The organism is Rhodobacter sp. SY28-1 (assembly GCF_005222785.1).
Classification (GTDB): Bacteria; Pseudomonadota; Alphaproteobacteria; order Rhodobacterales; family Rhodobacteraceae; genus Tabrizicola.
Genome location: NZ_STGH01000002.1, coordinates 900,654 through 924,866, shown reverse-complemented (window position 1 = coordinate 924,866; position 24,213 = coordinate 900,654). Strand labels below are relative to the sequence as shown.

Sequence of the window (24,213 nt, the reverse complement as noted above, 5' to 3'; positions counted from 1 at the left end):
GGGCCGTCAGGCCAGAGCGGCGAACCGGCGCGGGGAGACCGCCTGCGTCGGGGCGACCACGTCTTCTTCGGCGGCCTCCGGCTCGACATCCGGCTCGGCCGCGTCGACCTCATGCAGTTCGGCACCTGGCAGGGTGACCATGGCGGCAACCTCCTCCGGCTCGTAGGCCGGGGTCGCTTCCTTGGCCGGGATCGGCACCAGGTCGGGCTCGGAAACCACCTTGGTCAGGCCGCGCGGGCGGGCGACGGCCACCGAGCTTTTTGCCAGAGGCGTCCCTTTCGCGCGGACCGAGGCGTCATTGACCTTGATGATCGTGAAGCTGATGTTGTCCTGATCCGGATCATCCAGCTTGTAGATCTCTTCCAGCAGCCGTTCGGCGATCTCGGTCGACCGGGACTTGCGATACTTTGCCAGGACCTTGGTGATCTGCGCGTTGGTCAGGAACTGCAGCCCGTCCGACGAACAGATGACGATGTCGCCCGCCTTCAGGTCCACCGGCTGCGCCGGGCAGTCGATCTTGGCGATCTTCGAGCCCATCAGCACCGAAACCAGGCAGTTCCGGTCGGGGTGGTTCTCGGCGACCTTGGCGTCCAGAAGGCCCGACTGCACCATGAAGTCGATCTGCGGCCCCATGGAGTGGTCCTCGTTCAGCTGGCTCAGCTTGCCATTGCGGAACAGGAACAGGGGCGAGTCGCCGATCGAAATCCACCACAGCCGGTTCTCGATCAGCGCCGGGACGACCAGGGTCGCGCCCATGCCTTCGGTCTCGGGGTGGTTGATCGTGTGATCGCGCAGGGTCTGGTTCGCGAACTCGGCCACATTGCGCAGGATTTCCGGGGCCCGGCGTTCGAAGGCCTCGACATCCGCATAGTGGAACTTCAGCTCGGAATAGACTTCCGTCAGGACGATCTTCGAGGCGACGTCGCCAGCGGCATGGCCACCCATCCCGTCGGCCAACACCACAAAGCCTGCCTCGGCTCCGACCGGAAAGTCCGCGGTGATCGCGTCTTCCTGATAGTCCCGCGCCCCCTGGCTGATGCCCGAGGCAACGTCATAGCGCGGTTCACGCGATCGCCATATCATGCCCGTCTCCTTCCGCCTCATAGGACGACCAGTTGAACTCCGGCGTGCAGAGCACCTTCAGGACCAGCGTGGTCTCGCCGATCTGGATCTCGTCGCCGTCACGGGCCGGCTCGGTCGACAGCAGCGGGCGCCCGTTCATGCGCACCAGGTTCGACTTGCCGCCATGGCCGATATGGAATTCGTGGGTCTTCGGATCATAGGCGATGGCGGCATGGTTCTGCCGCGAGATCGCCATGTCGCCGTAGTCCAGCGATACCGTCTGGTCGCTGCCGCGCCCGATCTGCGACACACCCTGCGACAGCGCGAAGGATGCGCCCTTGCCGGGGCCGTCTTTCACGACCAGCCAGCCCGCCGGGAACATCACATAGCCCTTGCCGGCTGCGGGGGCGGCCGCCACGGGCAGGTTCTCGGCGCCCTCGAACAGCGGGACAACCGCCGCAGGCTGGGCCTCGAAGCCCAGGACGCGGGTCTTGGTGCGCGTCGCGCGGCGCGGGGCGGAACCGACCGACCCTTCGCCAGACGGCGCGGCGGCGGGTTTCGGGGTTTCGTCTTCCAGATCCCAGATGCTGCGGGCCGGCGCGGTGACGCCCTCCGGCAGCGGGGCCTTGGCCTTGACCACCCGGCTGGGGCGTGCGACCTGCACCTCCTGCGTGACCTCGGGCTCGGGCTCGGGTGCCGGGGCGGGGGCAGCGGCCGCCAAGGCTTCTCGCAGGCGCTTGACTTCCAGTTCCGCCAGAGCGGCCAGGACCGGGTCAGGTCCCGCCTCGATCGTGCCGGTCGCCGTACCCGCCTCGTCATTCTCGCCGAAGATAGAGCGAAGGAACTTCACGATTGTCTCTCCCAGTCCAGAATTTTCGAACTTGCAGGTTAACCGGACACCCCGAGCCGGAATCCTGCGTCTGTTGTACTTGCACCACGCCGAACTACAAAACTGTAACTTGAAACGCCCTGCGCAAACTCGCGCCGGAGTATATCGCTAAGCGCCGTGTCCGTGCCCAGCGTCTCGCCCGAAGCCGTGTAGACCAGAAGCACATCTCCGACCTGAAGCGTGCTGTCGGCCCCGGCCGGGACCGTGGCCACGACTGTCATCGTGCCAGTGGCGGTTTCAACCGAATCGAACGTCATGCCATTCGGCAGCCGCAGCGAATTCACCACCGGAAGCGTCTCGCCGGTCCGTGCGACCGCGGGCGTCGCCACGCTGGCAGCCTGCTGGGCGGTCGGGCTGCCTGTCTGGGGCAGGAAGTCGGGCAGCGACAGAAGCCCCACCAGAAGCAGGGCCGCCGCAGCGGCGGTGACCAGCACCTCCTTCGGGCTTTGCCGGACATCGATTCGCGTGGCAGCGGGGGCTAGGTCCGCCGGATGCGGGATAGCAGCCGCCACAGGTGCGGGGGCCGGTGCAGCTGCGGGGGCCGGGGCGGCAGCCACGGGGGCCGGTTCGGAAACCACGACCGACGCCTCGGCTGCAACGGCCGCTTCGACCGCGGGGGCTGACTCCACCGACACGGCCTTCGCTGTCACGTCAGGTGCCGCAGCAGAAACGGCAACCGGCTCGCCTTTCGACACCGACTGGGGCAGGCCCAGCATCGCGCGCCATTCGTCGACGGATTGCAGCCGGTCGCGTGGGAAGATTGACATCGCCTTGTCGATCGCACGCAGGAACTCGGCCGGGTAACCCCGGAACCGGCCCGCCAGCGGACGCAGCGGATCGCCCTCTCGCCCGGCAATCGCCGACAGCCGTTCCTGCGAGGTCTTGGGCGTCTCGCCCGAAATCAGGTGGTAGAAGCTTGCGCCCAGGGCATACAGGTCGCTGCACGGCGCCTGCTTGCTGCCATGGACGTAGAATTCCTGCGGCGAATAGCCGTCCTTCACCACGCGCAGACCCGACACCGCCCGGCTTTTCCGGGTGACTTCCTTGCGCGAGGCACCAAAGTCGATCAGCACCGGCTGACCCTTGGCCAGGTCAAGGATCATGTTGTCGGGCGAGATGTCGCGATGCAGCAGGCCATGGGCATGCACATGGCCAACGGCATCCAGCATCGTGTGCAGATGGGCGATGATCTCTTTCGGCGACAGGGGCGGCGCGCTGCCTTCGACCGTCTGCAACAGGTCATGGCCCTGGATGTAATCCATCGCCATATAGGCAGTCTCGTTGCATTCGAAGACCTGATGCACCTTGACGATGTTCGGATGGTTAAGCTGCGAAAGCGTCTGGGCTTCCTGGACAAAGTGGCGGACGGCCGAGCGGAAATCATCGGCCTGCGCCCGCGACCGCGACCCGACCGTCACACCGATCCTGCGGCAATAGGCGCTGGGGAAGCATTCCTTGATGACCACGGTCCGGTCCAGCGAGTTGGTCGCAAGATAGACGATCCCGAACCCGCCGCTGTTGACGAAAGAGGTGATGGTGTACTGCCCGAACAGAAGCTTGGTGCCGACCGCCAGCTCGTCGCTGCTGGGTCCTGCATCACCTGAATCGAATTTTACCGCGGCAGCAGTCATCTTCGTCCCTGTCGAGCCGTACCCAACGTTTCGCCCCCGGAAACGCATCGCGGCATCCCTCAGGTTTAGCCAATGAGTTGGGCCAAAACGTGAAGCCTTTTCGTTCCTTTTTCGCCACAATCGTTCAACCTCTCGATGCGTAAAGTATGATGAATTGACCGCTTGCATCGGCTAATTCCCCTATAAGTTGCGGCGTTAACCAGACTGAACGCATGTCGTGGCAGCAGCAGCGCAACAATGCGTTTCTCTTGCATTGCCCCGCTTTTGCCACATCGCGCACAAGGGCGGGCTGTTGATGCTCCAGGACGGACACGCCCGGCAAAGGGCCATCCGCCGGCCGATTCCTGACACCCGGTCTTGCCCTTTCCGCCCTTGCGTGACACCAGTGCAGCCATGCTGGCGATACTTCTGAAGACGTTGCCGTTTTTCGCCGTGATCGGGGTCGGCTATGTGGCCGGACGCACCCGGTTCTTCTCGGAAGAGGCGACGGCCTACCTGACGCGCTTTGTCTTCTACTTCGCCCTGTCGGCGATGCTGTTCGGCTTTGCCGCCAATCTGGACCTCAAGGCAATATTCTCCTGGCCCGTCGTCTTTGCCTATCTTCTGGCGACCACCGTGGTCTGGCTGATCGTCGCCGCCGTCGCGCTGGTCCGCCGCACCAGCGCGGAAGAGGCGGTGTTCGAGGCCCATACCGGGGTCATCGGCAACGTGGGTTTCCTCGGCATCCCGATGCTGGCGCTGCTTCTTGGCCCGCAGGCGGTGGGGCCGGTCCTCCTGGTCCTGGCAGTCGATCTGATCGTCTTCTCCTCGATCCTGACCATGGCGATCACCGGCCTGCGCGCCGGAAGGGTCAGCGCCCAGACCTTCGCCATCCTTGCGACGGGACTGGCAAAGAACCCGATGATCGTCTCGGTCGTCCTGGGCATCGCTTGGGGCGCGACAGGCCTTGCGCTGCCGGTCCCGGTCAACGAGTTCCTGACGCTCCTCGGCGCTGCTGCCACGCCCTGCGCGCTGTTCGCAATCGGCGCCTCGCTGTCCGGGCGCTCGGCCGAACGGGTCGAGGTCGCGGCCTGGCTCTCCTTCGCCAAGCTGTTTCTGCACCCCGTTGCGGTGGCCGGGTCTTGCTGGCTGCTCGGTGTCACCGGCTATCAGGCTGGCGTGATGATTGCCGCCTCGGCCTTGCCGGTGGCGGGCAACGTCTTCATCCTGGCGCAGCACTACCGCGTCGCGCCGCAACGTGTTTCCACCGCGATCCTCCTGTCCACCGCCGCATCGGTGCTGACCGTGACAGCCGTGATCGCGCTACTCAGCCAGGGGGGCTACATATGAAAACCGTCTCGGAGAACCGGGCCTTCGGCGGCGTCCAGGGCGTCTACACCCATGCCTCCGTCTCTTGCGCCTGCGACATGACCTTCGGCCTCTTCCTGCCCGCCCAGGCCGAGGACGGCCCCGTTCCGCTCCTGTGGTTCCTGTCCGGCCTGACCTGCACGCATGAAAACGCGATGATAAAGGCGGGGGCGCAGCGCTGGGCCGCCGAGGCCGGGATCGCACTGGTCTTCCCCGACACCTCGCCTCGCGGCGAAGGGGTGGCCAATGACCCCGACTTCGCGCTGGGGCAGGGCGCGGGGTTCTACGTCAACGCGACCCAAAAGCCCTGGGCGCCGCATTTCCGCATGTGGGACTATGTGACCGAGGAACTGCCCCGCGTCCTGTTCAACGCTTTCCCCCTTGCGGAAGAGGCGCAAGGCATCACCGGCCACTCCATGGGCGGCCACGGTGCGCTCACCATCGCGATGAGCTTTCCGGGCCGTTTCAAATCCGCCTCGGCCTTTGCGCCGATCTGCAACCCGACGGCGAGCGATTGGGGCCGTCCGCAATTTTCTGCTTATCTCGGGACCGACGAGTCGTCATGGGCGGCGCATGATGCCACCTTGCTGATGCGGCGCCGGGGATTCGATGGCCCGCTGCTGGTCGATCAGGGAAGCTCCGACCAGTTCCTCGACAAGCTCCGCCCCGAAGCGCTGGCCGAAGCGATGGCGCTTGCGCGACAGGGGGGGACGTTCCGGATGCAGAAGGGCTATGACCACAGCTATTTCTTTGTCTCGACCTTCATGGAAGACCATGTGTCCTTCCATGCCCAGGCTTTCCTGGCCTAGCGCCCTCCTCGTTGCCTTCTCGCTGGCTCTGGCCCCACCCGTCAGCGCAAGTCCCGCCGACTCTGTCCTGTCGGCAATCAACGCAGCCCGGGCCAAGGCGGGCTGCGGTCCCCTGCGGGTCAATCCGAAACTGATGGCGGCGGCGAAGTCCCATGCGCGCGCGATGGCCGAGCAGAACTTCTTCGGCCATTCCGGCAAGGACGGCAGCCGGATGTCCTCGCGGATCAAGCGGCAGGGCTACAGTTTCCGGTCGGCTGCAGAAAACATCGCGGCGGGCCAGAAATCGGCGGGCGAGGTGGTGCGCGGCTGGCTGCAAAGCTCGGGCCACCGCCGCAACATCCTGAACTGCCGGATGCAAGAGACCGGGATCGCACTGGTCTACCAGGCCGACGACCGCCCGATCCGCGGCAACCGCGCGGCGCTGCGCTACTACTGGGTCCAGGTCTTCGCCGATCCCGCCTGACCGGCGCGAACGGATTCCACACGTCAGTCTTTTCAAGGGCTTGGCTGTGGGCGGCCAGGTTCTGTTGACGCCGTCCTCTCCACCCCAGACCCCATCCTGCCCAGCCAACGCGCTTGTGCGGCGAAGGCGCATGTGGTCAGGTGCGCCACAAAGCGCCGATCTGGAGAGTTGCGGATGAAGAACCTTGTCCTGGCCATCGTGATAGCGTCGCTCGCCATCCTCGGCTTCTACGCCTACCAGTCCAGCCAGAAGGTGACGTCCCTCCAGGCCGGGCTTGAGGCGACCGAAGCCGCACTGGTGACGATGGAGGGCGAGAAGGCCGCGCTGGAAAAGCAGGTGGCCGACCTGCAGGCGCAACTGGAAAAGATGGCTGCCGACGCCGACGCAGCCGCTGCTGCAGCAACTCCGACCGAAGCGCCTGCTGAAGCGCCCGCAACCGAGGCACCGGCCCCTGACGCGACCGAGGCCCCGGCCCCCGACGCCCCGGCCACCAACCCCTGAGACATCCCTGCCTGCCCGCGCCACCTGATGTCGCAGGCAGGACAGACGGAACCAGGGCGCCCCGCTTCTCTGCCCGCATGGCACGTTCCCCAGCCCTGACCGGCATCCTGTTCGCCATCGGCGGCACGCTGATCTTTTCGATCAACGATGTCTCGATCAAGTTCCTCTCGGACGGCTATGCGCTGCACCAGGTGATCCTGATCCGCGCCTTCGTCGCCATGGCCTTCATCCTGACGGTCATTGGGGTGTCCGAGCGCGGGTTCAGCCAGATCGCCACCAGCCGACCGGTCACCCATCTGGCGCGTGTCCTGATCGTCATGGTGTCGAACGTGACCTTCTTCGTCGGCCTGGCCGCGATGCCCTTGGCCGATGCCGTCGCTGTGGCCTATGTCAGCCCGATCGTGGTCACGCTCCTTTCCATCGTCTTCCTGCAGGAAAAGGTCGGCCCGCGCCGTTGGGCGGCCGTTATCGTGGGCATGCTGGGCGTCATCGTCATGCTGCGTCCCGGCGCCGGGGTGATCCAGCCTGCCGCGCTCCTCGTGCTGATCTCGGCCGTGCTCTACGCCTCAGGCAACCTTCTGGCCCGCCACATGGGCGGCACCGAAAGCGCGATGACCCTGTCCTTCTACGTTCAGGCCGGGTTCATCGTGGTCAGCCTGTGCATGGGCCTCTGGGTCGGCGACGGGCACCTTGCCACCGAAAGCGAGCTTTGGGCCTTCCTGTTCCGCCCCTGGATCTGGCCGCCCATGGCAGATTGGCCGGTCTTCCTGGCCACCGGACTGTCGGTGGGCATCGGCGGGCTGATGGTCACCCAAGCCTACCGCACGATCGAGGCCGGGCTGATCGCTCCCTTCGAATATGTCGGCATGCCGCTCGCCATCCTCTGGGGCCTCGTCGTCTTCGGCACCTTCCCCGATGCCGTGTCCTGGGTAGGGATTGCGCTCATCTGCGGCTCGGGCCTTTATGTGATCTGGCGCGAAACGGTGCGGAAACGGGAAACGGATGCAGCCTGAGGCAGTGATCTTCGACATCGGCAACGTCCTGACCCGTTGGCAGCCCGAAGCCTTCTACGACCGCGTTCTGGGCGAGGACCGGCGCAAACGGCTCTTTGCCGAGGTCGACCTCCACCACATGAACGCGCTGGTCGATGACGGCGCCCTGTTCCGCGAGACGATCTACGACTGGGCCGACCGCCACCCCGACTGGGCCCCTGAGGTCCGCATGTGGTACGACCGCTGGATCGACCTGGCGAGCCCCCGGATCGAAGGCTCCATCGCCCTCCTCCGAGCCCTGCGGCAAAAGGGCGTGCCGGTCTTCTGCCTGACCAACTTCGGCAGCTATTCCTACGAGGAAGCCCGTGACAAACTGGATTTCCTGGGCGAGTTCGACCGGGAGTATGTCTCGGGCCGCCTCAAGGTCTCCAAGCCCGACCCCCGCATCTACCAGGCGGTCGAGGAGGATTGCGGCTTGCCCCCCGACCGCCTGATCTTCGCCGATGACAAGGCCGAAAACATCGTGGCCGCCGCCCGCCGGGGCTGGCGCACGCATCAGTTCGAAAGCTGGCAAGGCTGGGCCGCGCGCCTGGTGGCCGAGGGACTTCTGACCAACGAAGAGGCCGGACTATGACCGTCGAGATGATCCCGCTGGAGGCTGAGGCCCATCTGACCTGGGCGGGCCTGACCGCAGCACTTGAGGCCGGCCACCGCCTGCCCAGGGCCGAGATCGCCGACCTTCTTCTGTATCGCGGCGTGGACACACTTCTGGACCGAGGCGCCTGGATCGACGGGCTGGGCGCGCTGGTCAAGATCGGCACCATCGTCCCCGGCAACGCAGCGCGCGGCAAACCCACGATCAATGGGATCGTCAACCTCTTCGACGACGTGACCGGGGAACTGACGGCCCTTCTCGACTTCCACATGGTGACCAAGTGGAAGACCGCCGGTGACAGCCTCCTGTCCGCCACCCGCCTCGCCAGGAAGGGGTCGCGGAACTTCCTCCTGGTGGGCGCGGGCACCGTCGCGCGAAACATGGTCAGCGCCTATTCCAGCGCCTTCCCCGAGGCCCGCTTCACCATCTGGAGCCGCACCCGCGCCACGGCCGAGGCGATGGGTCTGCCGGTCGCCGACGACCTGGAAACGGCCGTCAAATCCGCCGATGTGATCTGCTGCGCAACGATGGCAACCTCTCCGGTCATCAAGGGCGACTGGCTACAGCCCGGCCAGCACCTCGACCTGATCGGCGCCTACACCCCCGCCATGCGCGAGGTCGACGACCGCGCCATGTCCCGCGCACGTATCTTCGTCGACGCCCGCGCCACGACCGTCCACCACATCGGCGAACTTATAGACCCCATCGCCTCGGGCGCGATCACCGAAGCCGACGTCATCGCCGATTTCTACGATGATCCGGGCCTTTACGCCCGCCGATCCGATGACGAGATCACCGTCGCCAAGAACGGCGGCGGCGCGCATCTGGACCTGATGACCGCGACCTATATCGCCAAGGCCTGGGCCAACCGTTCGCGCTGACGAGATTTCGGGAATTTGGTCGGAGCGAGAGGATTCGAACCTCCGACCCCCTGCTCCCGAAGCAGGTGCGCTACCAGACTGCGCTACGCTCCGACCGTGGGCTGCGGGTTATCCCGTCCGCCCGGCTTTGGCAAGAGGCCTCACGCCTGATCGCCACCCCTTTCGCCCCGCTTCAGCCAGGTTGAAATCCTCGGGAAGGTACCGATCTCCCAGCGCGACCGGTTTTCCAGCACCGGGCGGTTCTGGCTGATCGTCGGAGTGCTTTCGCGCAGTACGATGTAGATCCCCGAGGCGATGATGACGGCCGAGCCGACGCCGGTGTAGAGGTCGACGGATTCGTCAAAGAACAGCCAGCCATAAAGTGCGGCCCAAAGGATCTGGGAATACTGCATCGGGGCCACGATGATTGCCGGGGCGATGCGATAGGCGGCAATGCTGGCAAGCGCGCCAAGGGTGCCAAGAACAGCCATTACCGCGGTCAGCGACAGGTCCTGCACCGGCATGGGCTGGTAGACAAAGGGCATCAGCGCGCCGGTGGTGATGAAGGTCAGGACCATCGGATACAGCATCAGGACGACCGACCGCTCATCCCGCCCGATCTTGCGCACAATGATCGAACTCAGCGACCCCGTCGTGGCCGCCCCCAGCGCCGCCAGATGGCCCAGCGAAAAGCCATCGCCGCTGCCGGGGCGCAGGACGATGATGACGCCCAGAAGGCCCACGATGACCGCAATGCCCCGGCGCAGGCCGACCTTCTCGCCCAGCATCGGGATCGCCATCAGGGTGATGAACAGCGGCATCGCGAAGAAGATCGCATAGCAGGTCGCCATCGGCAGGACGGAAAAGGCATAGAACCCCATCGCCCCGGTCACCACCGCGCTGACAGTGCGGATCGCCGTCCACCAGGGATGCCGGGGGATCAGCGTGCCGTCGCGCCGGTCGGACAAGAGCAGGATCGTGATCAGCGGAAAGCTCATCAGGCCCGCAAAGAACATCGTCTGGAACGAGGAATAGTGACCACCCAGATACTTCACCACGACGTCGTGGGTGGCATAGAACGCGAAAGCGGCCAGCGACAGAAGCGCTCCGCGCAGGGTGGGGGACATCGTGAGTTTTCCGAAGCTTTGGGCACTTGTCGAAGCACCCTGTTAGCGCCAGCACTGTCGCCCGAAACCAGGGCAAGTGCAAGGGCCGGGAGGCGCGCTTTCGGGCCCGGTCACTCGGTTTGGGCGGGCAGGTGCCGGTCCTGCCGGGCAACGACCATGAAGCCGGCCGCCGCGATGATCGCCATGCCGACGGCCGCGTGCCAGGTCATCGGCTCGCCGAATAAGAGGGCTCCGAACAGGGCGGCCCAGGCGATCTGGGAATATTGTGTGGGCGCAACGATGATCGGGGCCGCGGCGCGATAGGCCGCGAAGATCATCAGCGTGCCGCAGAACCCCGCCAGCGACAGACCGGCGACCGTGGCCAGATCGGCCATCGGCATCGGCACATAGCGGCCCGGCAGCAGCAGGAAGGCCGACACCGTCTGCCCCAGCACCGGATACAGCAGCATCGGCACATTCGCCTCGGCCCCGCCGGTCTTGCGGACGATCAGATAGTGGACGGCGGCGAGGATCACCCCGCCGACCGCGGCAAGATGGCCGATGTCGAACTCCACCCGCCCCGGATTCAGCGCCACGACGACGCCGACGAGGCCCAGGATCACCGCCAGCCCGGCGATCAGGTCGATCCGGTCGCCCAGGACCGGCACGGCCAGCAGCGTCAGGACCAGCGGCAGGGTGAAGAAGATCGCATAGGCCTGCGCCAGCGGCATGACCGTGAAGGTGTAGGTGACCAGAAGCCCGTTGCCGATCAGCGCCGCGGTGCGGATCGCCATCAGCCAGGGATGGACAGGGCGCAGCGGCACCGGCGCCTTCAGCCACAGAAGGCCGATCAGGGGCAGGGTGAACAGGCCCGCGAAGGCCACGATCTGCACCGGGCTGTAGGTCCCGCCCAGGAATTTGATCGTGGCATCGGCCAACGAGAACAGGCCAAAGCCCAGAAGCCCGAGATACAAGCCCCGGAAATTGCCAGTGAGAATCGACATGATCGGTTACGGGTGACTCTGGGACGGCACGGGGCACGCTGCGCTGGCACGCATAGCAAGTTCATCGCCGGGCGTCATCGGGCAAAAGCAGGAGCGCGGGCAAAGCGACGAGAGCCTGTCTGACAAAGCTGGACAAGGTTTGGGTCCGACGGCTGGCGGCAACAACAGGCCGGTCTCGGTCTGGCGTCGCAAGCGGCGCCGGGCGGACCTCAGGATGATCGGGGCATCGCTTGCGAACCTGAGGCCGCGGCGGTCTTCAGGACTGCGTAGTACCCCAAGAACACCAATAGCGGCGCAATCGGCAGCCCGATGAGCCATATCGGAATCGCCACCAGAGGGACTACTGCGGCAAGGAACAGACAGGCGCGCCTCTGATCTGCGGCCTTGGACTGTCCGACGATCCGGCTGTAGCACAGCACAAGCGCTCCGGCGGCGATGCCGTAGTCATAGGTCAGCCAGTAGGGCGTAACGACCAGCGTTGTCATGACCAACAGCGCAGCGCGTAGCTCGGCATCGGGACAGTGCCACAGCACTCGGCCACCAGCGGCCAAAGCCGGAATGGCCACCGCGAGATGCAGGGTCAACCCAAGGCCCGGATCAATCTGAAGTACCCGCGTTGTGCCGAACACGCTGGGCATCATCCCAAGGAAGATGCCTTGGAACTCAGTCATCACTCTTGATTGGTAGGGCAGCGTCTCGGTTACATAACCCGTCCAGGTTTCCCATCCGAACAGCCAGCCCGACAGTGCCACCAGCACAACTGTGGTCACCGTGGCCGAGGCGATCACCCGCCATTGTCGTTCCATCACCAGAAAAAGCGGGATCAGCAATCCAAGTTGTGGCTTGATTGTAAGGCAGCCAATCAGAATGCCCGCCAGGATGGGCTGCTTCATCCGCAGCGCCAGCCCGCCCAGCATAAGGGCCGAGGTCAGGAAGCCATTCTGCGCATGCTGGATATTGTTCACGAGGGCGGGCAGGACCAGAACAGCGGTTGCCACGATGCCTGGCCTGACGGAACCAACGAAGCCGCGCAGTGCCAGAAGGTAGACAAGCAGAGTGGTCGTCAGGAAAGCCACAAACGCGGGAACATAGCCGACCAACGACAATGGCCAGACTAGCAGAAGGTAGTGCGGAGGGTAGCTCCAGTTGCGCCAGGGGTAGTCCGGACCAAACTGATCGGTCAGGTGCCGGAAGTACGTCGCCTGATCAGCGTAGAGATCGAGAACCTGACCACCAAGCAATAGCCTTGAGGCGGTCCAGTAGTTAACGAAGTCCTCGCTGATCAGCCATTCTTCCATGCAGTCAGAGGCTTGCGTCCAGCGCCGCGAGGATCGCGTCGCCCATCTGGCTGGTCGAGACCGGAGTGCCGCCCTCCGGGCCCATCAGGTCAGCGGTGCGGACACCATCGGCCAGCACCTTTTCCACGGCCTTCTCGACCCGCGTCGCTTCCTCGCCCATGTCGAACGAATAGCGCAGCGCCATCGCGAAGGACAGGATGCAGGCGATCGGGTTCGCCTTGCCCTGACCCGCGATGTCGGGGGCCGAGCCGTGGACGGGTTCATACAGCGCCTTCGGGCGGCCATTGGCCATCGGCGCGCCAAGCGACGCCGAGGGCAGCATCCCCAGCGATCCGGTCAGCATCGCCGCGCAATCGGACAGCACGTCGCCGAACAGGTTGTCCGTCACGATCACGTCGAACTGCTTGGGCCAGCGCACCAGCTGCATCGCGCCGTTGTCGGCATACATGTGCGACAGTTCCACATCCGGATAGTCGCGGTCGTGCACTTCCTGCACCACGTCGCGCCACAGGATGCCCGATTCCATCACGTTGGCCTTCTCCATCGAGCAGACCTTGTTCGACCGCTTCCGCGCCAGTTCAAAGGCCGACTTCGCCACCCGGGCGATTTCCGATTCCGTGTAGCGCTGGGTGTTGATCCCAACGCGTTCGTTGCCTTCCTTGAAGATCCCCCGCGGTTCGCCAAAGTAGACTCCGCTGGTCAGTTCGCGGACGATCACGATGTCCAGACCGGCTACGACCTCCTTCTTCAGGCTGGAGAAATCGGCCAGCGCGTCAAAGCACTGCGCCGGGCGCAGGTTCGAAAACAGGTCCATCTCCTTGCGCAGGCGCAAAAGGCCCCGCTCCGGTTTGACGGAAAAGTCCAACTTGTCGTACTTCGGCCCGCCCACGGCACCCAGCAGAACCGCGTCCACTTCCTGCGCCTTGGCCATCGTCGCATCCGCCAGCGGCACGCCATGCACGTCATAGGCACAGCCGCCGACCAGGTCTTCGCTGACGTCGAACTGGACACCGCGCTTGGCGCCCATCCAGCCGATGATCTTCTTCACCTCGGCCATGACTTCGGGGCCGATGCCGTCGCCGGCAAGGATCAAAAGGGACGGGTTGGCCATGACATGCTCCGCGAGTGTTGGGTCGGGCAGGGCCTAGCCAAAGCGCCGCGCGGGGTCAAGGTTCCGCGGGCGGCAACTCCAGGTCGACCCAGACCGGAAAATGGCGCGAGGCCAGGGTCAGGTCGGCGGCCAGAGGGCCGGTATCCTGCGGCCACAGCACGCCCGAGCCTGTCACCTTCAGCCCCGCCTCCGGCAGCACATAGTCTAGCCGCAACCCGCCAAGGTCGTCGTAGATCACCGTGTCCAGCGCCGGGTCGCCCGTGTGTGCAGGCTCCTCCCTGTCATGGCTTCCGCGCGGCCCCGGGTCCTGCAGGGCGGGATGCGCCAGCAGGGACGCAATCCCCTCCCGCAGCCCTTCGCCATCCGCCGGGTCCAGGTTGCCGTCGCCCAGAAGGACAAAGGGCGCGGCCGGAGGCGCCATCGGCAGCGAACCCTCCAGGAACAGCCGCCAGAACGCTGCCTCGTCATGGTTGCGGCGGCCGTTGCGGTCTTCGGGCCCGTCAAAGACCGGCGGCGTCGCGTGCCAGGCCAACAGGTGCAACGGGCCGTCCCGGGTGATGAAAGGCACGTCCCAGAACCCGGTGGTGGCCAGCCGCTGCACCGCAACCAGTCCGGGGTCCATGTCGTCGGGCACCAGCGCACCGGGCAGGTCGCGCCAGAGGAAATCGGAAAAGTCCCGCGCCCCGTCCGCGTCGACCGGCAGGCGCGACAGGATCGCCATTCCGCCCTGACCGGAGAAGAGGCCAAAGCCCTGCGCATCCCGCGGGTCGCCGATACGGCCGTTGCCGTCAACGTCGAACCCGGTCTGCATACCGGTATTGGGCCGGAAGGCAAAGCGATGCGGGTATTGCGCGCCCGCCACTGTCAACCGGTCGGCCAGAAGCCCAAGGGCAACGCCGCCCCGGTCATAGTCGAAAGCCGTCAGCAGGATCACATCGGCATCCAGCGCCACCAGCACCCGCACCACGGCCGCGACCTGCGGATCCTCGCCGCGCTCCAGGTCCTGCACCAGAAGTCCCGGCCCGGTCCGGTCCAGCCCGACATTCCAGGTGGCAATGCGCAAGCTCTCCGCGCTGGCCGATCCGGGCAGCAAGGCCAGCGAAGTCAGGGCAACCCCGACCTTAAAGATCCTCGTCATCCTCGTCGTCGTCATCATCGCGGTCCAGCCGGCTCGGCTCGATCGCGCCAAGGACCGCCAGCTTGGCCGCGCGCTTGATCCGGATCATGTCGGCGATGCGCGCCATGGCCACGGCCCGCATGATCAGCGCGGCGGGCAGGTAGGCCCACAGCGCCATCGCCCAGATCAGCGTCTGCGGCGAGGTCAGCGTCTCGGCCGGGATGCCGCGGGTCAGGACGGCGATGATCGCCGGGATCACGAAGGGCAGCAGGAACCCCACCGCCAGGTTCGCATGCGAATCGCGCACCAGTCGGTCGACGACATCGCCGCCCGCCGTCGGCTCGAACGTGGGCAGGTTGACCCAGACGTTGAACGCGCTTTTGGTCGAGGGCCAGCCAGCCAGCTTCAGCACGATGACGAACAGCGCCAGCGAAAACAGCGAGATCAGGTAAGCCGTCCCCGCCGCGACCTTGACCTGCGCGATCTGGGCGGCAGTCGCGGTGTTGTCCAGCATGTAGCTGGCCAGGCGCACCGGCGAATAGGGAAAGTCCAGCGCCGAGCCGATGATCAGACCCAGGGCATGAAACAGCCGGGTCACGGTGGTCGAGTTCTCCAGGTCCGCCACGATGGCCGACAGGAAGACCACGATGGTCAGCATCATCAGATAGCGGATGCGGTTGTAGGGCGCGCCGTCGCGGAACTCGATCAGGCTGGGGTAGACGGCATTGTATTCGAAGAAGACCAGCGCGCCCCCGAAAAGGGCGACCAGGGCCACGATCTGCTTGGTATCGGTGCCGATGCCCGGCAGGATGACCGAGGGCATCACGATCAGGATCATCACCAGGAAGGCCCGGACCGCCGCCGCCGTCGCGCGCAGCATCCAGCTGCGGAACCAGCTGTCCGTCCCGGCCATGCTGCCAAGCCGCAGTTTGCTGCGCAGCCCTTCGATCATCGCGGTCCCGCTTGCCACAATTCCGCCCAATTCTGCTCCGGTTTCCACCGACTCGTTCTGGTTGAGCGCCATCTAGCCCAAGATTTGTGGCCATTTAAGGGTCAGTCTGGGCCAAGTCGCGGGCGTCGTGCAGTATTTCCGGACAATCGCCCGCCCTGTCGGCCTGATCCCGCCTGAGTCTCAGCTTTCGCGGAAGGCGCGGGCGAAGTAGTCGGTGAAGGGCTTCACCAGATAGGCCAGCGGCGTGCGGCGCCCGGTCTGCAGGAAGACCTCGACCGGCATCCCGGGCAACAGCGCGCGGTCGCCCAGGCGCGCCTGCTCGCCCTCGTCCAGCTGCAGTTCGGCCGTGTAGAAGGTGGCGCCGGTGTTCGAATCCGTCAGCGCATCGGCTGACACCAGCGTGACCCGGCCCTTCAGATGCGGCGTGTCGCGTGACGAAAAGGCCGAGAACACCAGTTCCGCCGCCTGGCCCACCGCGACCTCGTCGATATGGATCGGCGCGATGCGGGCGGTGATGATCAGCGGCCGGTCCTGCGGGATGACGAACAGCACCGGATCGGCGGGCCGCAGCACCGCGCGGGGCGTGGTGACCTGCAGCCCCAGCACGATCCCCGCGACCGGCGCCCTGATCTCCAGCCGGTCGATCCGTTCGGCCAGCGCCCGGCGGCGCTCGGCCAGTTCCAGGATGGTCGGCCCGATCTGGCGCAGTTCCGCGGTCGCTTCCTCGCGCCGCCGGGTGGCGAGACTGGAAATCTCGATCTCGATCTCGGTCACCTGGCCCTTGGTGCGCGCAAGGTCGGCAGCCAGTTCCCCAAGTTGCCCCTGCAGCCGCGCCTGTTCGCGTTGCAGCGCCAGCACCGTCCCGGCCTGCGCCAGCCCCTTGTCCAAGAGGCTTTGCTGCGAGGCGAGCTCTTGTTCGATCAGGTCAAGCTGGGTGGCCAGCGCGGCACTTTGCGCGGCAATTCCGTTCGCTTGTTCGGTGATCTGGCCGATGCGCTGGGTCAGAAGTTCGCGCTGTTCGGCCAGCGTCGCCTTGCGCGCCTCGAACAGCCGCTTCTGCCCGTCCAGCTGCACCGCGACCTCGGGCGAGGTTTCGGCCAGCGCCAGGATGTCCGCGTCAAAGCTCAGGCTCTCGGTCCCGTCACGCTCTGCCGTCAGCCGGGCGGACCGGCCCGCAAGTTCCGACAGCTGCCCCTCGACGATGGTCAGTTCCGACCGCAGGGCCGCGCCGTCCAGCCGGATCAGCGGATCGCCCGCCGCAACCCTTGCGCCTTCGGTGACCAGGATCGCCTCGACCACGCCCCCGTCGGGATGCTGGACGATCTGGCGGTCCTGCTCGACCTCGATCTGACCCGGCGCGACGATGGCACCGGAAATCCGGGTCATCGTGGCCCAAAGGCCAAAGCCCGCCACCAGAACCACGGCGGCGGCCAGTCCCAAAAGAACCGGGCGGCGGACCGAAATGCGCGAAGCCATCATGCCACACCCCCGGGCGCTGCGGACTTCGCGATGTCGCCCGCGTTGCGCACCGCCTCCCGAAGCACTGCGTCGCGTGGACCGAAGGCCGCCGTGGCGCCCTCGTGCAGCACCAGAAGCAGCTCGCACTCCTGGATCGCCTGCGGACGATGCGCCATGATCATGACCGAGGCGCCCCGCGCCTTGGCCGCCCGGATCGCCGTGTTCAGCGCAATCGACCCGTCGTTGTCGAGGTTCGAGTTCGGCTCGTCCAGGATCAAGAGCACCGGGTCGCCATACAGCGCCCGCGCCAGACCGATGCGCTGGATCTGGCCGCCGGACAGCTGGCTGCCCATCGTCGCGACCTGCGTGTCATAGCCATTCGGCAGCTTCAGGATCATGTCATGCGCCGCCGCCGCCTGCGCCGCCGCCACCACCCCCGCCGCATCGGCCCCCGGCTGCAACCGCGCGATGTTCTCGGCGATGGTGCCGTCGAACAGGGTCACCCGCTGCGGCAGATAGCCGACGTAGCTGCCCAGGCGGTCGGGGTCGTACTGGTCCAGCGTCGCGCCATCCAGCCGGATGCGGCCTGCGGACGGTGGCCAGACCCCGGTCAACGCGCGCGCCAGAGAGGATTTGCCCGAACCCGACGGCCCGATCACCCCCAGCGCCTGCCCGGGGGGAAGGGTGAAGCTCAGGTTGCGCAGGACGGGCGCGGTGCCGCCGGGCGGCACCACCGTCAGCGCCTGCACCTCGACCTGCGCCTTCGGGCGGGGCAGGTCGGTCCGGGGCGGCAGCGGCGGCGCATTGGCCAGCAGTCCTGCCAGCCGGGTCTTGGCCTGCCGGGCGCGGGTCACCACGGCCCATTGGCTCACCGCTTGCTCCACCGGTTGCAGCGCCCGTCCCATCAGGATCGAGGCCGCAATCATCGCCCCCGCCGACAGTTCTTCCTGCAGGACCAGCCAGGCCGCCAGCCCGAGCATCGCCGATTGCAGGAACAGCCGGAAGGTCTTGATCAGCACCGAATACCGCCCCGCCGCGTCCGAAGCCTGCAGCCCGGCATCCAGCGACGCATCCCGCCGCGCTTTCAGCCGGGCAAAGGCCGCCCCGGCCATCCCCAGCGACTGCACCAGTTCGGATTCCTGCTTCAGGTTCTCGGCCTGCCGCTCGGCGGCCAGGTTTGCCAGGTTCGACGCCTGCAATGGCCCCACGGTGGCGTGCTGGTTCAGCCAGCTCAAGGCCACGATGACCAGACCGCCCGCCACGGCCAGGTAGCCCAGCCAGGGGTGAAAGACGAAGATCGCGGCGATGAACACGGGGGCCCAGGGCGCGTCGAACAGCGCCAGGATGACGGGCGAGGCCCAGAACCGCGCGATCGCGTCCAGATCGCGCTGCGCCGCCTGCGCCGCCACGTCCTGCGGCGCCACGGTCAGGCGGCGAAAGGCGGCCGACAGCATGCGCGGGTCCAGCTGTTCCTGCAGCCGAGCCCCGACCCGCGCCATGATCCGCCCCCGCGCATGGTCCAGGAGGCCCATGATCAGGAACAGGAAGGCCATCAGCAGCGACAGCGCCAGCAGCGTTTCCTCCGACCGCGACACCAGCACCCGGTCATAGACCTGCAGCATGTACAAAGGTGCCGTCAGCATCAGCACGTTGACCAGCGCCGAGAACAGGAAGGCCGTGAGCACCGCCTGCCGCGAGGCCGCGCGGGCGGCAGCAAGTTCGGCCAGCCCGGCAGGGCCTCGGTGCGGGGTCCGGGTCGCGTCGGTCGCGGTCTCTGACATCGGTCCTTCCTTGGCGTCTTCCCGCCATGCGCGACGCATCTGCCACGTTTGACCGTTGTCTTGGTCAATACGGGGTCTTATGCCTTGGCCCACGGCTGCCGAAGACTATTGTTTGCGGCACACGCGCCGGACAGTAGGGAAATGGGTCTGAACATTCCATTTATTTCAAGGCGGTCCTCGCCGATTTCGGCCCTGGTGGTGTCGGCCTGCCTTGTTGCGGGCTGTGCGGCCCCGTCCGGGCCGAACGCGATCAATGACCCGTTCGAACCCGCCAACCGCAAGGTGCATGCCTTCAACAAGGGCGTCGACCGCGCCCTGGTCGGCCCGGCGTCGCAAGGCGTCGGTATCGTGCCCGAACCTGTCCGCCAGGGCGTCGACAACCTCGCCGACACTCTTTCGCTGCCGGGTGACATCGCCAACAACCTCTTGCAGCTTCGGCTGGCCGACGCGGGGCAGAACACCCTGCGGCTGGGTGTCAACCTGACCTTCGGCCTCGCGGGCCTGCTCGACGTGTCCTCGGAACTTGGACTGGACGGCAAGCCGACCGACTTTGGCGAGACGCTGCATGTCTGGGGCGTGGGCGAAGGCCCTTACCTGGAACTCCCGCTCGCCGGACCATCGACCGTGCGCGACACGGTGGGGATGGTCGTCGATACCGCCTTCGACCCGGTCAGACGGGTGTTCCCGGTGCGCGAGGCGAACGCGGCGCTGGGTATCCGGCTCTTCTCACGCCTTGGTGATCGCGCCCGCTTCTCGGATACGGTGGATTCGCTCCTATATGACTCGGCAGACAGTTATGCTCAGGCACGGCTGCTCTACCTGCAGAACCGTCGGTTCACCCTGTCGCGCGGCAAGACTGTGCTCGGCGGGGACGGCGCAAGTGACGACGGGTTCATCGACCCCTATGCCGATGCGCCCAGCGACGACGGCTTTATCGACCCTTACGAGGACCCCTATGCCCAGTGATACGACCCTATCCCGCCGCCAGTTCGGCCTGACACTGGCCGCAGCGGCAGCCGCCTCGGCGCTGCCCTTCCCGGCGCTGGCGCTGACGGCGGATGCGGCGAAGGCGCTGGTCGACAAGACGGTCGCCGACATCAATTCGATCATCAACTCGGGCAAGTCCGAAAGCGCCATGCTGAAGGATTTCGAGAAACTCTTCTCCCGCTACGCCGATGTGCCCGCCATCGCGCGGTCGGTCCTCGGCACGGCGGCCCGCTCGGCCTCGAAGGCCCAGCTTTCCGCCTATACCAAGGCCTTTCAGGGCTACATCAGCCGCAAATACGGCCGCCGCTTCCGCGAATTCATCGGCGGGCGGATCGACGTGGCCGAGGCTAAGGCGCTGAAAAGCTACTTCGAGGTGATCTCGACCGCCCGGCTCAAGGGCCAGTCCCCGTTCGAAGTGCGCTGGCACGTCAGCGACAAGTCCGGGAAAAGCCTGTTCTTCAACATCATCATCGAGGGCGTGAACATGCTGGCGTCCGAGCGCACCGAGATGGGCGCTCTGCTCGACCAGCGCGGCGGCGACCTTGACCGGCTGATCGCCGATCTGAAGACCCTCTGACGCCCGCCCGGATCAGGCGGGGACCGAACGGTCCTCGACCGCGATCCGGTAGCGCAGCCCACCCGGCGCGAAGTCCCGGCTTGCCGTGCCGCCCAGCTGGTTGGGCACGATGGTGTCCAGGATCATCGAGCCAAAGCCGTTCCGGCTGGACGGGGTGACCGGCGTGGAAACGGTTTCCGTCCAGTCAAAGTTGAACCCCTTGCCGGGCGACTTCGACCAGGTGACGTCCAGCTTGCCCTCAGCGTCCCGCAGGGCGCCGTATTTCAGCGAGTTCGTGGTCAGCTCGTGAATGGCCATCGACAACATCAGCGCCTCGCTGGCGCCCAGTGATATGTCCGGCCCGCCAATGGCAATCTGACCGGCAAGATCGCCGTGGCCATGTTCCAGCTGTCGCGCCACCATCTCGCGGATCGACATGCGGTTCCAGTTGCCGCCTGCAAGATAGGAATGGGTCCGCGCCATCGACTGCAGCCGTTCGTCGAACCGCTCCAGGAACGCGGGCATCGTGTCGGCGTGCGCTGCCGTCCGCCGCGCGATGATCTGCACCAGGCTCAGCAGGTTGCTGACCCGATGCTGCATCTCATGCGCAATTGCGGTCTTCATTTCTTCGGCGCGGACCAGCTCGGTGATGTTTTCGGTGATCTGCACGACATGGTCGATGCTGCCGTCACAGTTCGGCAGCGGATTGTGCCGACACCGCCACCAGGCTTCGGTCGTGCGGGTCCGGTCTTCGGGATCGGGGATCGAATAGAACAGCCTGTCGATGGCGTTGCCTTCGCCGCTCAGCGCCAGCCGCATCGACGCTTCAAGCCTGTTGCGGCGCTCTTCGATTTCCGGAAACATTTCAAACAGATGGCGACCGAGAAGGTCGCTCAACTCCAGCCCGACCGTTTGCAGATACATTTCGCTTGCCATGACAAAGCGAAGATCGCGGTCCAGAACCATCATTGATGCTGGCATGTGGCGGAGGATCGCAAGATCCAGGGTCGTGGATGGCATGAATAAGATCCCCAAGCCAAGCTTCAGCTAGCCGCCTTCGCGTCCTCGGCAAGGGGCACGGTTACACTTTAGTTGCGACCCTGTCCCGATTGCCGCAACGGAAGACTCAGTTGCCCAGAAGGTTCTCGATCTGGCTGGCAAGATCGCCGTTGCCGCCACCTTCCACCGGCCCCTCCTGCACCGCGCCCGGGGGCGGGGCCCCGTCATAGACCGGGATGTTCTCGCCTGTCAGCGGGTCGACATAGACCTCATCATAGCTTGGCGCGTTCGGGTCGTCGAAATAGGGCACATCTTCGGCCGCGATCGCGCCTTCCGTCGTGCTGGGGTCGATCGGCACATAGCTCGAATCCGGGATTTCCGTGACCAGCGGCTTGCCGGGCTGGCCCTCGTTGATCCGCACCATCACCTCATGCCAGATTTCCGCGGGCAACCCGCCGCCGGTGACGCCGGACAGCGGGCGGTTGTCGTCATAGCCCATCCAGACGCCCACGACATAATCCGCCGTGAAGCCCACGAACCAGGCATCCCGCGCGCTTTGCGTGGTGCCGGTCTTGCCCGCCGCCTCGCGGTCGTCCAGCCGCGCCCGGCCACCGGTGCCCGAGTTCAGCACCTCGGTCATCATGTAGGTCAGCGCCCGCGCCGCCTTTTCGCTGATGACCCGTTCGCCGATCCCGCCGCCCGCGCCGAACAGGGGCTCGTCCATTCCCTTCAGCTTCAGCGCATCGAACCCGTAAGGCGCGACCGAGGACCCCCCGTTCAGGATGCCTGCAAAGGCCCCGGTCATGTCGATCAGCGTTGATTCCGACACGCCCAGCGCCAGCGCAGGACCATCCGCGAAGTTCTGCGCCAGGCCGAAATCCGTCGCCACCTGCTTCACCAGATCGCGCCCCACCGCCTCGGACACCCGGACCGCCGGGATGTTCCGGCTTTCGGCCAATGCCTGGGTTAGCGTGATCTGGCCCTTGAACTCCTTGTCATAGTTCTGCGGACACCAGTCGCCCGACCCGGCCGTGTAGATGCACAGCGGAGTATCCTCGACCAGATCCAGCGGGCTGTAGCCAAGGTCCATCGCCACGGCATAGATGAAGGGCTTGAACGTCGACCCCGTCTGCCGCACCGCCTGCGTCGCCCGGTTGAAATCGCCCGCGTTCGGCGTGTTCCGCCCGCCCACCATCGCCCTGACCGCGCCGTCCGCGCTCATCACCACGATGGCCGCCTGCGCCTCGGACCCCGCCTTGACCTTGGTCTCGAAGATATAGGCCAGCGCTTCCTCGGCCTGCTTCTGCATCTTCTGGTCCAGCGTCGTCTCGATGATGACGTCTTCCGTCGTGTCCCGCGCCAGATAATCCGGCGTCGTCTCCATCACCCAGTCGGCGAAGTATCCGCCCGACACCTGCTTGGCCGCCTTCGACAGGGTTGCCGGATTGGCCCGCGCCTCGTCCGCCTCGGCCTTGGTCAGATAACCCTGCTCCTCCATCAGCCCGATGACGACCGCCGCCCGGTCCTGCGCCCGCTTGAGGCTGGCCGTCGGCGCATAGGTTGACGGGGCCTTCAACAGCCCCGCCAGCATCGCAGCCTCGGCTGCGCTGACGTCCTTGGCCGACTTGCCGAAATAGCGCTGCGCCGCCGCCTCGAAGCCCCGCGCGCCCGCGCCCAGATAGGCGCGGTTGAAGTAGATCGTCAGGATCTCTTCCTTTGAATACTTCGCCTCCATCGCCATCGCGAAGGGGACTTCCTTGATCTTCCGCCACATGCCGCCCCGGCGGCAGTCCTTTTCGTAGTCGGTCTCCGACTTCCACTGCGTCGGGTCCCACTCGACCCCCAGACACAACAGCTTGGCCGTCTGCTGCGTGATCGTGGACCCGCCGTTGCCCTCGAACGCACCCCGCCCCTCGGACAGGTTGATCCGGATCGCGGATGCAATGCCGCGCGGGCTGATTCCGAAGTGCCAGTAGAACCGTTTGTCCTCGGTCGCCACGACCGCATCATGCAGGTCAGGCGACACGCTGTCCGCCGTCACCATCCCGCCAAAGGTCTCACCCCGCCAGGCAAAGACCTCGCCTTCCCGGTCCAGCATCGTGACAGACCCGCGCGCCCGGCCGTCGACCAGCGCCTCAAGCTCGGGCAGTTGCGCGTAATAGTACCAGACGAACCCGCCCAGGATCAGCGCGCCGATTGCAGTGCCGCGCCAGGCGATGCCCCACAGCACCCGCCATATTGCCAGGATCAAGCCCACGATCAGCCCGTGCTGCCGCGCAGGCCGGGCCGCCCGCCGCCGCGTACGCGGAGCCTTGGGCGACTTCGTCGGCGCGGGCTTGCGTGGCCCGCCCGAGGACGCACCGGACGACCCTCCCGACCGGGAAGTCGCATATCGTTTGTCCGCGACAAGGGGGCCGCGCCCCCGGTTTCCAGTTGCCATGCCTGCTCTTGCCACTCGTGACTAGGGTCATCGTTGGGGTCATTCCGACCCGATTGATCCGCACAGTATCCCGGATTTCCGCGAAAGCGAAGTCAGGTCCTCCGTGATTCGCGTCCCGAATATGCACAATAGTTAGGCGATGCCCGGAAAAAGTGCAAAAAATGTGCACCAACGCCCGTGACCACCCCGCCGCAG

General features: G+C 65.9%; 22 protein-coding genes and 1 tRNA gene. 9 read left to right on the top strand and 14 right to left on the bottom strand.

The features are described from left to right. Nucleotides 1–6 precede the first annotated feature (6 nt). The 3 genes from E8M84_RS13625 to E8M84_RS13615 are packed head-to-tail and all read right to left on the bottom strand — an operon-like array spanning nucleotide 7 to nucleotide 3,582. Nucleotides 7–1,083, bottom strand: a complete 1,077-nt coding sequence (locus E8M84_RS13625) for a PP2C family serine/threonine-protein phosphatase (protein WP_240790379.1) — start codon at nucleotides 1,081–1,083, stop codon at nucleotides 7–9. Next, on the bottom strand, nucleotides 1,064–1,912 hold the full coding sequence (locus E8M84_RS13620) for an FHA domain-containing protein (RefSeq protein ID WP_137111708.1): 849 nt from the start codon (nucleotides 1,910–1,912) through the stop codon (nucleotides 1,064–1,066). The genes E8M84_RS13625 and E8M84_RS13620 overlap by 20 nt, the downstream gene beginning before the upstream one ends. Before the next feature lie 38 nt (nucleotides 1,913–1,950). Then, nucleotides 1,951–3,582 carry a serine/threonine-protein kinase gene (locus tag E8M84_RS13615; RefSeq protein WP_137111707.1) on the bottom strand — a complete coding sequence of 544 codons (1,632 nt, stop codon included), beginning with the start codon at nucleotides 3,580–3,582 and terminating at the stop codon, nucleotides 1,951–1,953. A 393-nt stretch (nucleotides 3,583–3,975) separates the two neighbouring features. On the opposite strand from E8M84_RS13615, the gene E8M84_RS13610 reads away from it, so the two are divergent. The 7 genes from E8M84_RS13610 to E8M84_RS13580 all read left to right on the top strand — a co-directional run bounded on the left by E8M84_RS13610 (nucleotide 3,976) and on the right by E8M84_RS13580 (nucleotide 9,230). Continuing rightward, on the top strand, nucleotides 3,976–4,911 hold the full coding sequence (locus E8M84_RS13610; RefSeq protein ID WP_137111706.1) for an AEC family transporter: 936 nt from the start codon (nucleotides 3,976–3,978) through the stop codon (nucleotides 4,909–4,911). Continuing rightward, entirely contained in the window at nucleotides 4,908–5,738 is an 831-nt protein-coding gene (fghA, locus tag E8M84_RS13605) for an S-formylglutathione hydrolase (RefSeq protein ID WP_137111705.1), read from the top strand. The genes E8M84_RS13610 and fghA overlap by 4 nt, the downstream gene beginning before the upstream one ends. Further along, the gene (locus tag E8M84_RS13600) at nucleotides 5,716–6,201 is read left to right on the top strand and encodes a CAP domain-containing protein (protein ID WP_170971933.1); all 486 of its coding nucleotides are present in this window, start codon (nucleotides 5,716–5,718) and stop codon (nucleotides 6,199–6,201) included. Before fghA ends, E8M84_RS13600 begins: the two co-directional genes overlap by 23 nt. 174 nt (nucleotides 6,202–6,375) lie before the next feature. Then, a complete protein-coding gene (locus tag E8M84_RS13595) occupies nucleotides 6,376–6,702 on the top strand; it encodes a hypothetical protein (protein WP_137111703.1) in 327 nt (108 codons plus the stop codon). Nucleotides 6,703–6,779: 77 nt separating this feature from the next. Beyond that, on the top strand, nucleotides 6,780–7,715 hold the full coding sequence (locus E8M84_RS13590) for a DMT family transporter (RefSeq protein WP_137111702.1): 936 nt from the start codon (nucleotides 6,780–6,782) through the stop codon (nucleotides 7,713–7,715). Next, complete coding sequence (locus tag E8M84_RS13585) at nucleotides 7,705–8,328, top strand: HAD family phosphatase (RefSeq protein ID WP_137111701.1); 624 nt, start codon at nucleotides 7,705–7,707, stop codon at nucleotides 8,326–8,328. Before E8M84_RS13590 ends, E8M84_RS13585 begins: the two co-directional genes overlap by 11 nt. Continuing rightward, the gene (locus E8M84_RS13580; protein ID WP_137111700.1) at nucleotides 8,325–9,230 is read left to right on the top strand and encodes an ornithine cyclodeaminase family protein; all 906 of its coding nucleotides are present in this window, start codon (nucleotides 8,325–8,327) and stop codon (nucleotides 9,228–9,230) included. The genes E8M84_RS13585 and E8M84_RS13580 overlap by 4 nt, the downstream gene beginning before the upstream one ends. 16 nt (nucleotides 9,231–9,246) lie before the next feature. On the opposite strand, the gene E8M84_RS13575 is transcribed toward E8M84_RS13580, so the two are convergent. The 9 genes from E8M84_RS13575 to E8M84_RS13535 form a co-directional block, all read right to left on the bottom strand. After that, a tRNA-Pro gene (locus tag E8M84_RS13575) sits at nucleotides 9,247–9,323 on the bottom strand. Between the two features lie 47 nt (nucleotides 9,324–9,370). Next, nucleotides 9,371–10,336, bottom strand: coding sequence for a DMT family transporter (locus E8M84_RS13570; RefSeq protein WP_137111699.1), 966 nt, complete (start codon nucleotides 10,334–10,336; stop codon nucleotides 9,371–9,373). 110 nt (nucleotides 10,337–10,446) lie between these two features. After that, nucleotides 10,447–11,319 (bottom strand): DMT family transporter, encoded by an 873-nt coding sequence (locus E8M84_RS13565; protein ID WP_137111698.1) that lies wholly within the window; start codon nucleotides 11,317–11,319, stop codon nucleotides 10,447–10,449. Nucleotides 11,320–11,528: 209 nt separating this feature from the next. Then, entirely contained in the window at nucleotides 11,529–12,617 is a 1,089-nt protein-coding gene (locus E8M84_RS13560; protein WP_137111697.1) for a glycosyltransferase family 87 protein, read from the bottom strand. A gap of 4 nt (nucleotides 12,618–12,621) precedes the next feature. Next, nucleotides 12,622–13,728: a 3-isopropylmalate dehydrogenase gene (gene leuB, locus E8M84_RS13555; protein WP_137111696.1), complete on the bottom strand. Its 1,107-nt coding sequence runs from the start codon at nucleotides 13,726–13,728 to the stop codon at nucleotides 12,622–12,624. 55 nt (nucleotides 13,729–13,783) lie between these two features. Further along, complete coding sequence (locus tag E8M84_RS13550; protein WP_137111695.1) at nucleotides 13,784–14,866, bottom strand: endonuclease/exonuclease/phosphatase family protein; 1,083 nt, start codon at nucleotides 14,864–14,866, stop codon at nucleotides 13,784–13,786. Further along, nucleotides 14,850–15,869 (bottom strand): hypothetical protein, encoded by a 1,020-nt coding sequence (locus E8M84_RS13545; RefSeq protein WP_240790378.1) that lies wholly within the window; start codon nucleotides 15,867–15,869, stop codon nucleotides 14,850–14,852. The genes E8M84_RS13550 and E8M84_RS13545 overlap by 17 nt, the downstream gene beginning before the upstream one ends. Before the next feature lie 108 nt (nucleotides 15,870–15,977). Next, nucleotides 15,978–17,276 carry an HlyD family type I secretion periplasmic adaptor subunit gene (locus E8M84_RS13540; protein ID WP_394347418.1) on the bottom strand — a complete coding sequence of 433 codons (1,299 nt, stop codon included), beginning with the start codon at nucleotides 17,274–17,276 and terminating at the stop codon, nucleotides 15,978–15,980. Further along, entirely contained in the window at nucleotides 17,273–19,036 is a 1,764-nt protein-coding gene (locus tag E8M84_RS13535; RefSeq protein ID WP_137111694.1) for a type I secretion system permease/ATPase, read from the bottom strand. The genes E8M84_RS13540 and E8M84_RS13535 overlap by 4 nt, the downstream gene beginning before the upstream one ends. Nucleotides 19,037–19,234: 198 nt before the next feature. Here E8M84_RS13535 and E8M84_RS13530 point away from each other — a divergent pair, with 198 nt between their 5' ends. Both E8M84_RS13530 and E8M84_RS13525 read left to right on the top strand, forming a co-directional pair. Beyond that, nucleotides 19,235–20,002, top strand: a complete 768-nt coding sequence (locus E8M84_RS13530) for a VacJ family lipoprotein (protein WP_240790377.1) — start codon at nucleotides 19,235–19,237, stop codon at nucleotides 20,000–20,002. Then, a complete protein-coding gene (locus tag E8M84_RS13525; protein WP_137111692.1) occupies nucleotides 19,992–20,600 on the top strand; it encodes a phospholipid-binding protein MlaC in 609 nt (202 codons plus the stop codon). The genes E8M84_RS13530 and E8M84_RS13525 overlap by 11 nt, the downstream gene beginning before the upstream one ends. Before the next feature lie 12 nt (nucleotides 20,601–20,612). Here the strand turns inward: E8M84_RS13525 and E8M84_RS13520 are convergent, their stop codons facing one another. Both E8M84_RS13520 and E8M84_RS13515 read right to left on the bottom strand, forming a co-directional pair. After that, complete coding sequence (locus E8M84_RS13520) at nucleotides 20,613–21,599, bottom strand: sensor histidine kinase (protein ID WP_137111691.1); 987 nt, start codon at nucleotides 21,597–21,599, stop codon at nucleotides 20,613–20,615. Between the two features lie 106 nt (nucleotides 21,600–21,705). After that, complete coding sequence (locus E8M84_RS13515; RefSeq protein ID WP_137111690.1) at nucleotides 21,706–24,018, bottom strand: transglycosylase domain-containing protein; 2,313 nt, start codon at nucleotides 24,016–24,018, stop codon at nucleotides 21,706–21,708. Nucleotides 24,019–24,213: the final 195 nt, after the last annotated feature.

What these genes read in the sequence shown, in the direction of transcription:
- E8M84_RS13625 (WP_240790379.1), bottom strand. Translation starts at nt 1,083, where the DNA reads ATGATATGGCGATCGCGTGAACCGCGCTATGACGTTGCCTCGGGCATC.
- E8M84_RS13565 (WP_137111698.1), bottom strand. Translation starts at nt 11,319, where the DNA reads ATGTCGATTCTCACTGGCAATTTCCGGGGCTTGTATCTCGGGCTTCTG.
- E8M84_RS13615 (WP_137111707.1), bottom strand. Translation starts at nt 3,582, where the DNA reads ATGACTGCTGCCGCGGTAAAATTCGATTCAGGTGATGCAGGACCCAGC.
- E8M84_RS13585 (WP_137111701.1), top strand. Translation starts at nt 7,705, where the DNA reads ATGCAGCCTGAGGCAGTGATCTTCGACATCGGCAACGTCCTGACCCGT.
- E8M84_RS13545 (WP_240790378.1), bottom strand. Translation starts at nt 15,869, where the DNA reads ATGGCGCTCAACCAGAACGAGTCGGTGGAAACCGGAGCAGAATTGGGC.
- E8M84_RS13535 (WP_137111694.1), bottom strand. Translation starts at nt 19,036, where the DNA reads ATGTCAGAGACCGCGACCGACGCGACCCGGACCCCGCACCGAGGCCCT.
- E8M84_RS13595 (WP_137111703.1), top strand. Translation starts at nt 6,376, where the DNA reads ATGAAGAACCTTGTCCTGGCCATCGTGATAGCGTCGCTCGCCATCCTC.
- E8M84_RS13590 (WP_137111702.1), top strand. Translation starts at nt 6,780, where the DNA reads ATGGCACGTTCCCCAGCCCTGACCGGCATCCTGTTCGCCATCGGCGGC.
- E8M84_RS13610 (WP_137111706.1), top strand. Translation starts at nt 3,976, where the DNA reads ATGCTGGCGATACTTCTGAAGACGTTGCCGTTTTTCGCCGTGATCGGG.
- E8M84_RS13570 (WP_137111699.1), bottom strand. Translation starts at nt 10,336, where the DNA reads ATGTCCCCCACCCTGCGCGGAGCGCTTCTGTCGCTGGCCGCTTTCGCG.
- E8M84_RS13525 (WP_137111692.1), top strand. Translation starts at nt 19,992, where the DNA reads ATGCCCAGTGATACGACCCTATCCCGCCGCCAGTTCGGCCTGACACTG.
- E8M84_RS13550 (WP_137111695.1), bottom strand. Translation starts at nt 14,866, where the DNA reads ATGACGAGGATCTTTAAGGTCGGGGTTGCCCTGACTTCGCTGGCCTTG.
- E8M84_RS13600 (WP_170971933.1), top strand. Translation starts at nt 5,716, where the DNA reads ATGCCCAGGCTTTCCTGGCCTAGCGCCCTCCTCGTTGCCTTCTCGCTG.
- E8M84_RS13520 (WP_137111691.1), bottom strand. Translation starts at nt 21,599, where the DNA reads ATGCCATCCACGACCCTGGATCTTGCGATCCTCCGCCACATGCCAGCA.
- E8M84_RS13580 (WP_137111700.1), top strand. Translation starts at nt 8,325, where the DNA reads ATGACCGTCGAGATGATCCCGCTGGAGGCTGAGGCCCATCTGACCTGG.
- E8M84_RS13560 (WP_137111697.1), bottom strand. Translation starts at nt 12,617, where the DNA reads ATGGAAGAATGGCTGATCAGCGAGGACTTCGTTAACTACTGGACCGCC.
- E8M84_RS13540 (WP_394347418.1), bottom strand. Translation starts at nt 17,276, where the DNA reads ATGATGGCTTCGCGCATTTCGGTCCGCCGCCCGGTTCTTTTGGGACTG.
- leuB (WP_137111696.1), bottom strand. Translation starts at nt 13,728, where the DNA reads ATGGCCAACCCGTCCCTTTTGATCCTTGCCGGCGACGGCATCGGCCCC.
- fghA (WP_137111705.1), top strand. Translation starts at nt 4,908, where the DNA reads ATGAAAACCGTCTCGGAGAACCGGGCCTTCGGCGGCGTCCAGGGCGTC.
- E8M84_RS13515 (WP_137111690.1), bottom strand. Translation starts at nt 24,018, where the DNA reads ATGGCAACTGGAAACCGGGGGCGCGGCCCCCTTGTCGCGGACAAACGA.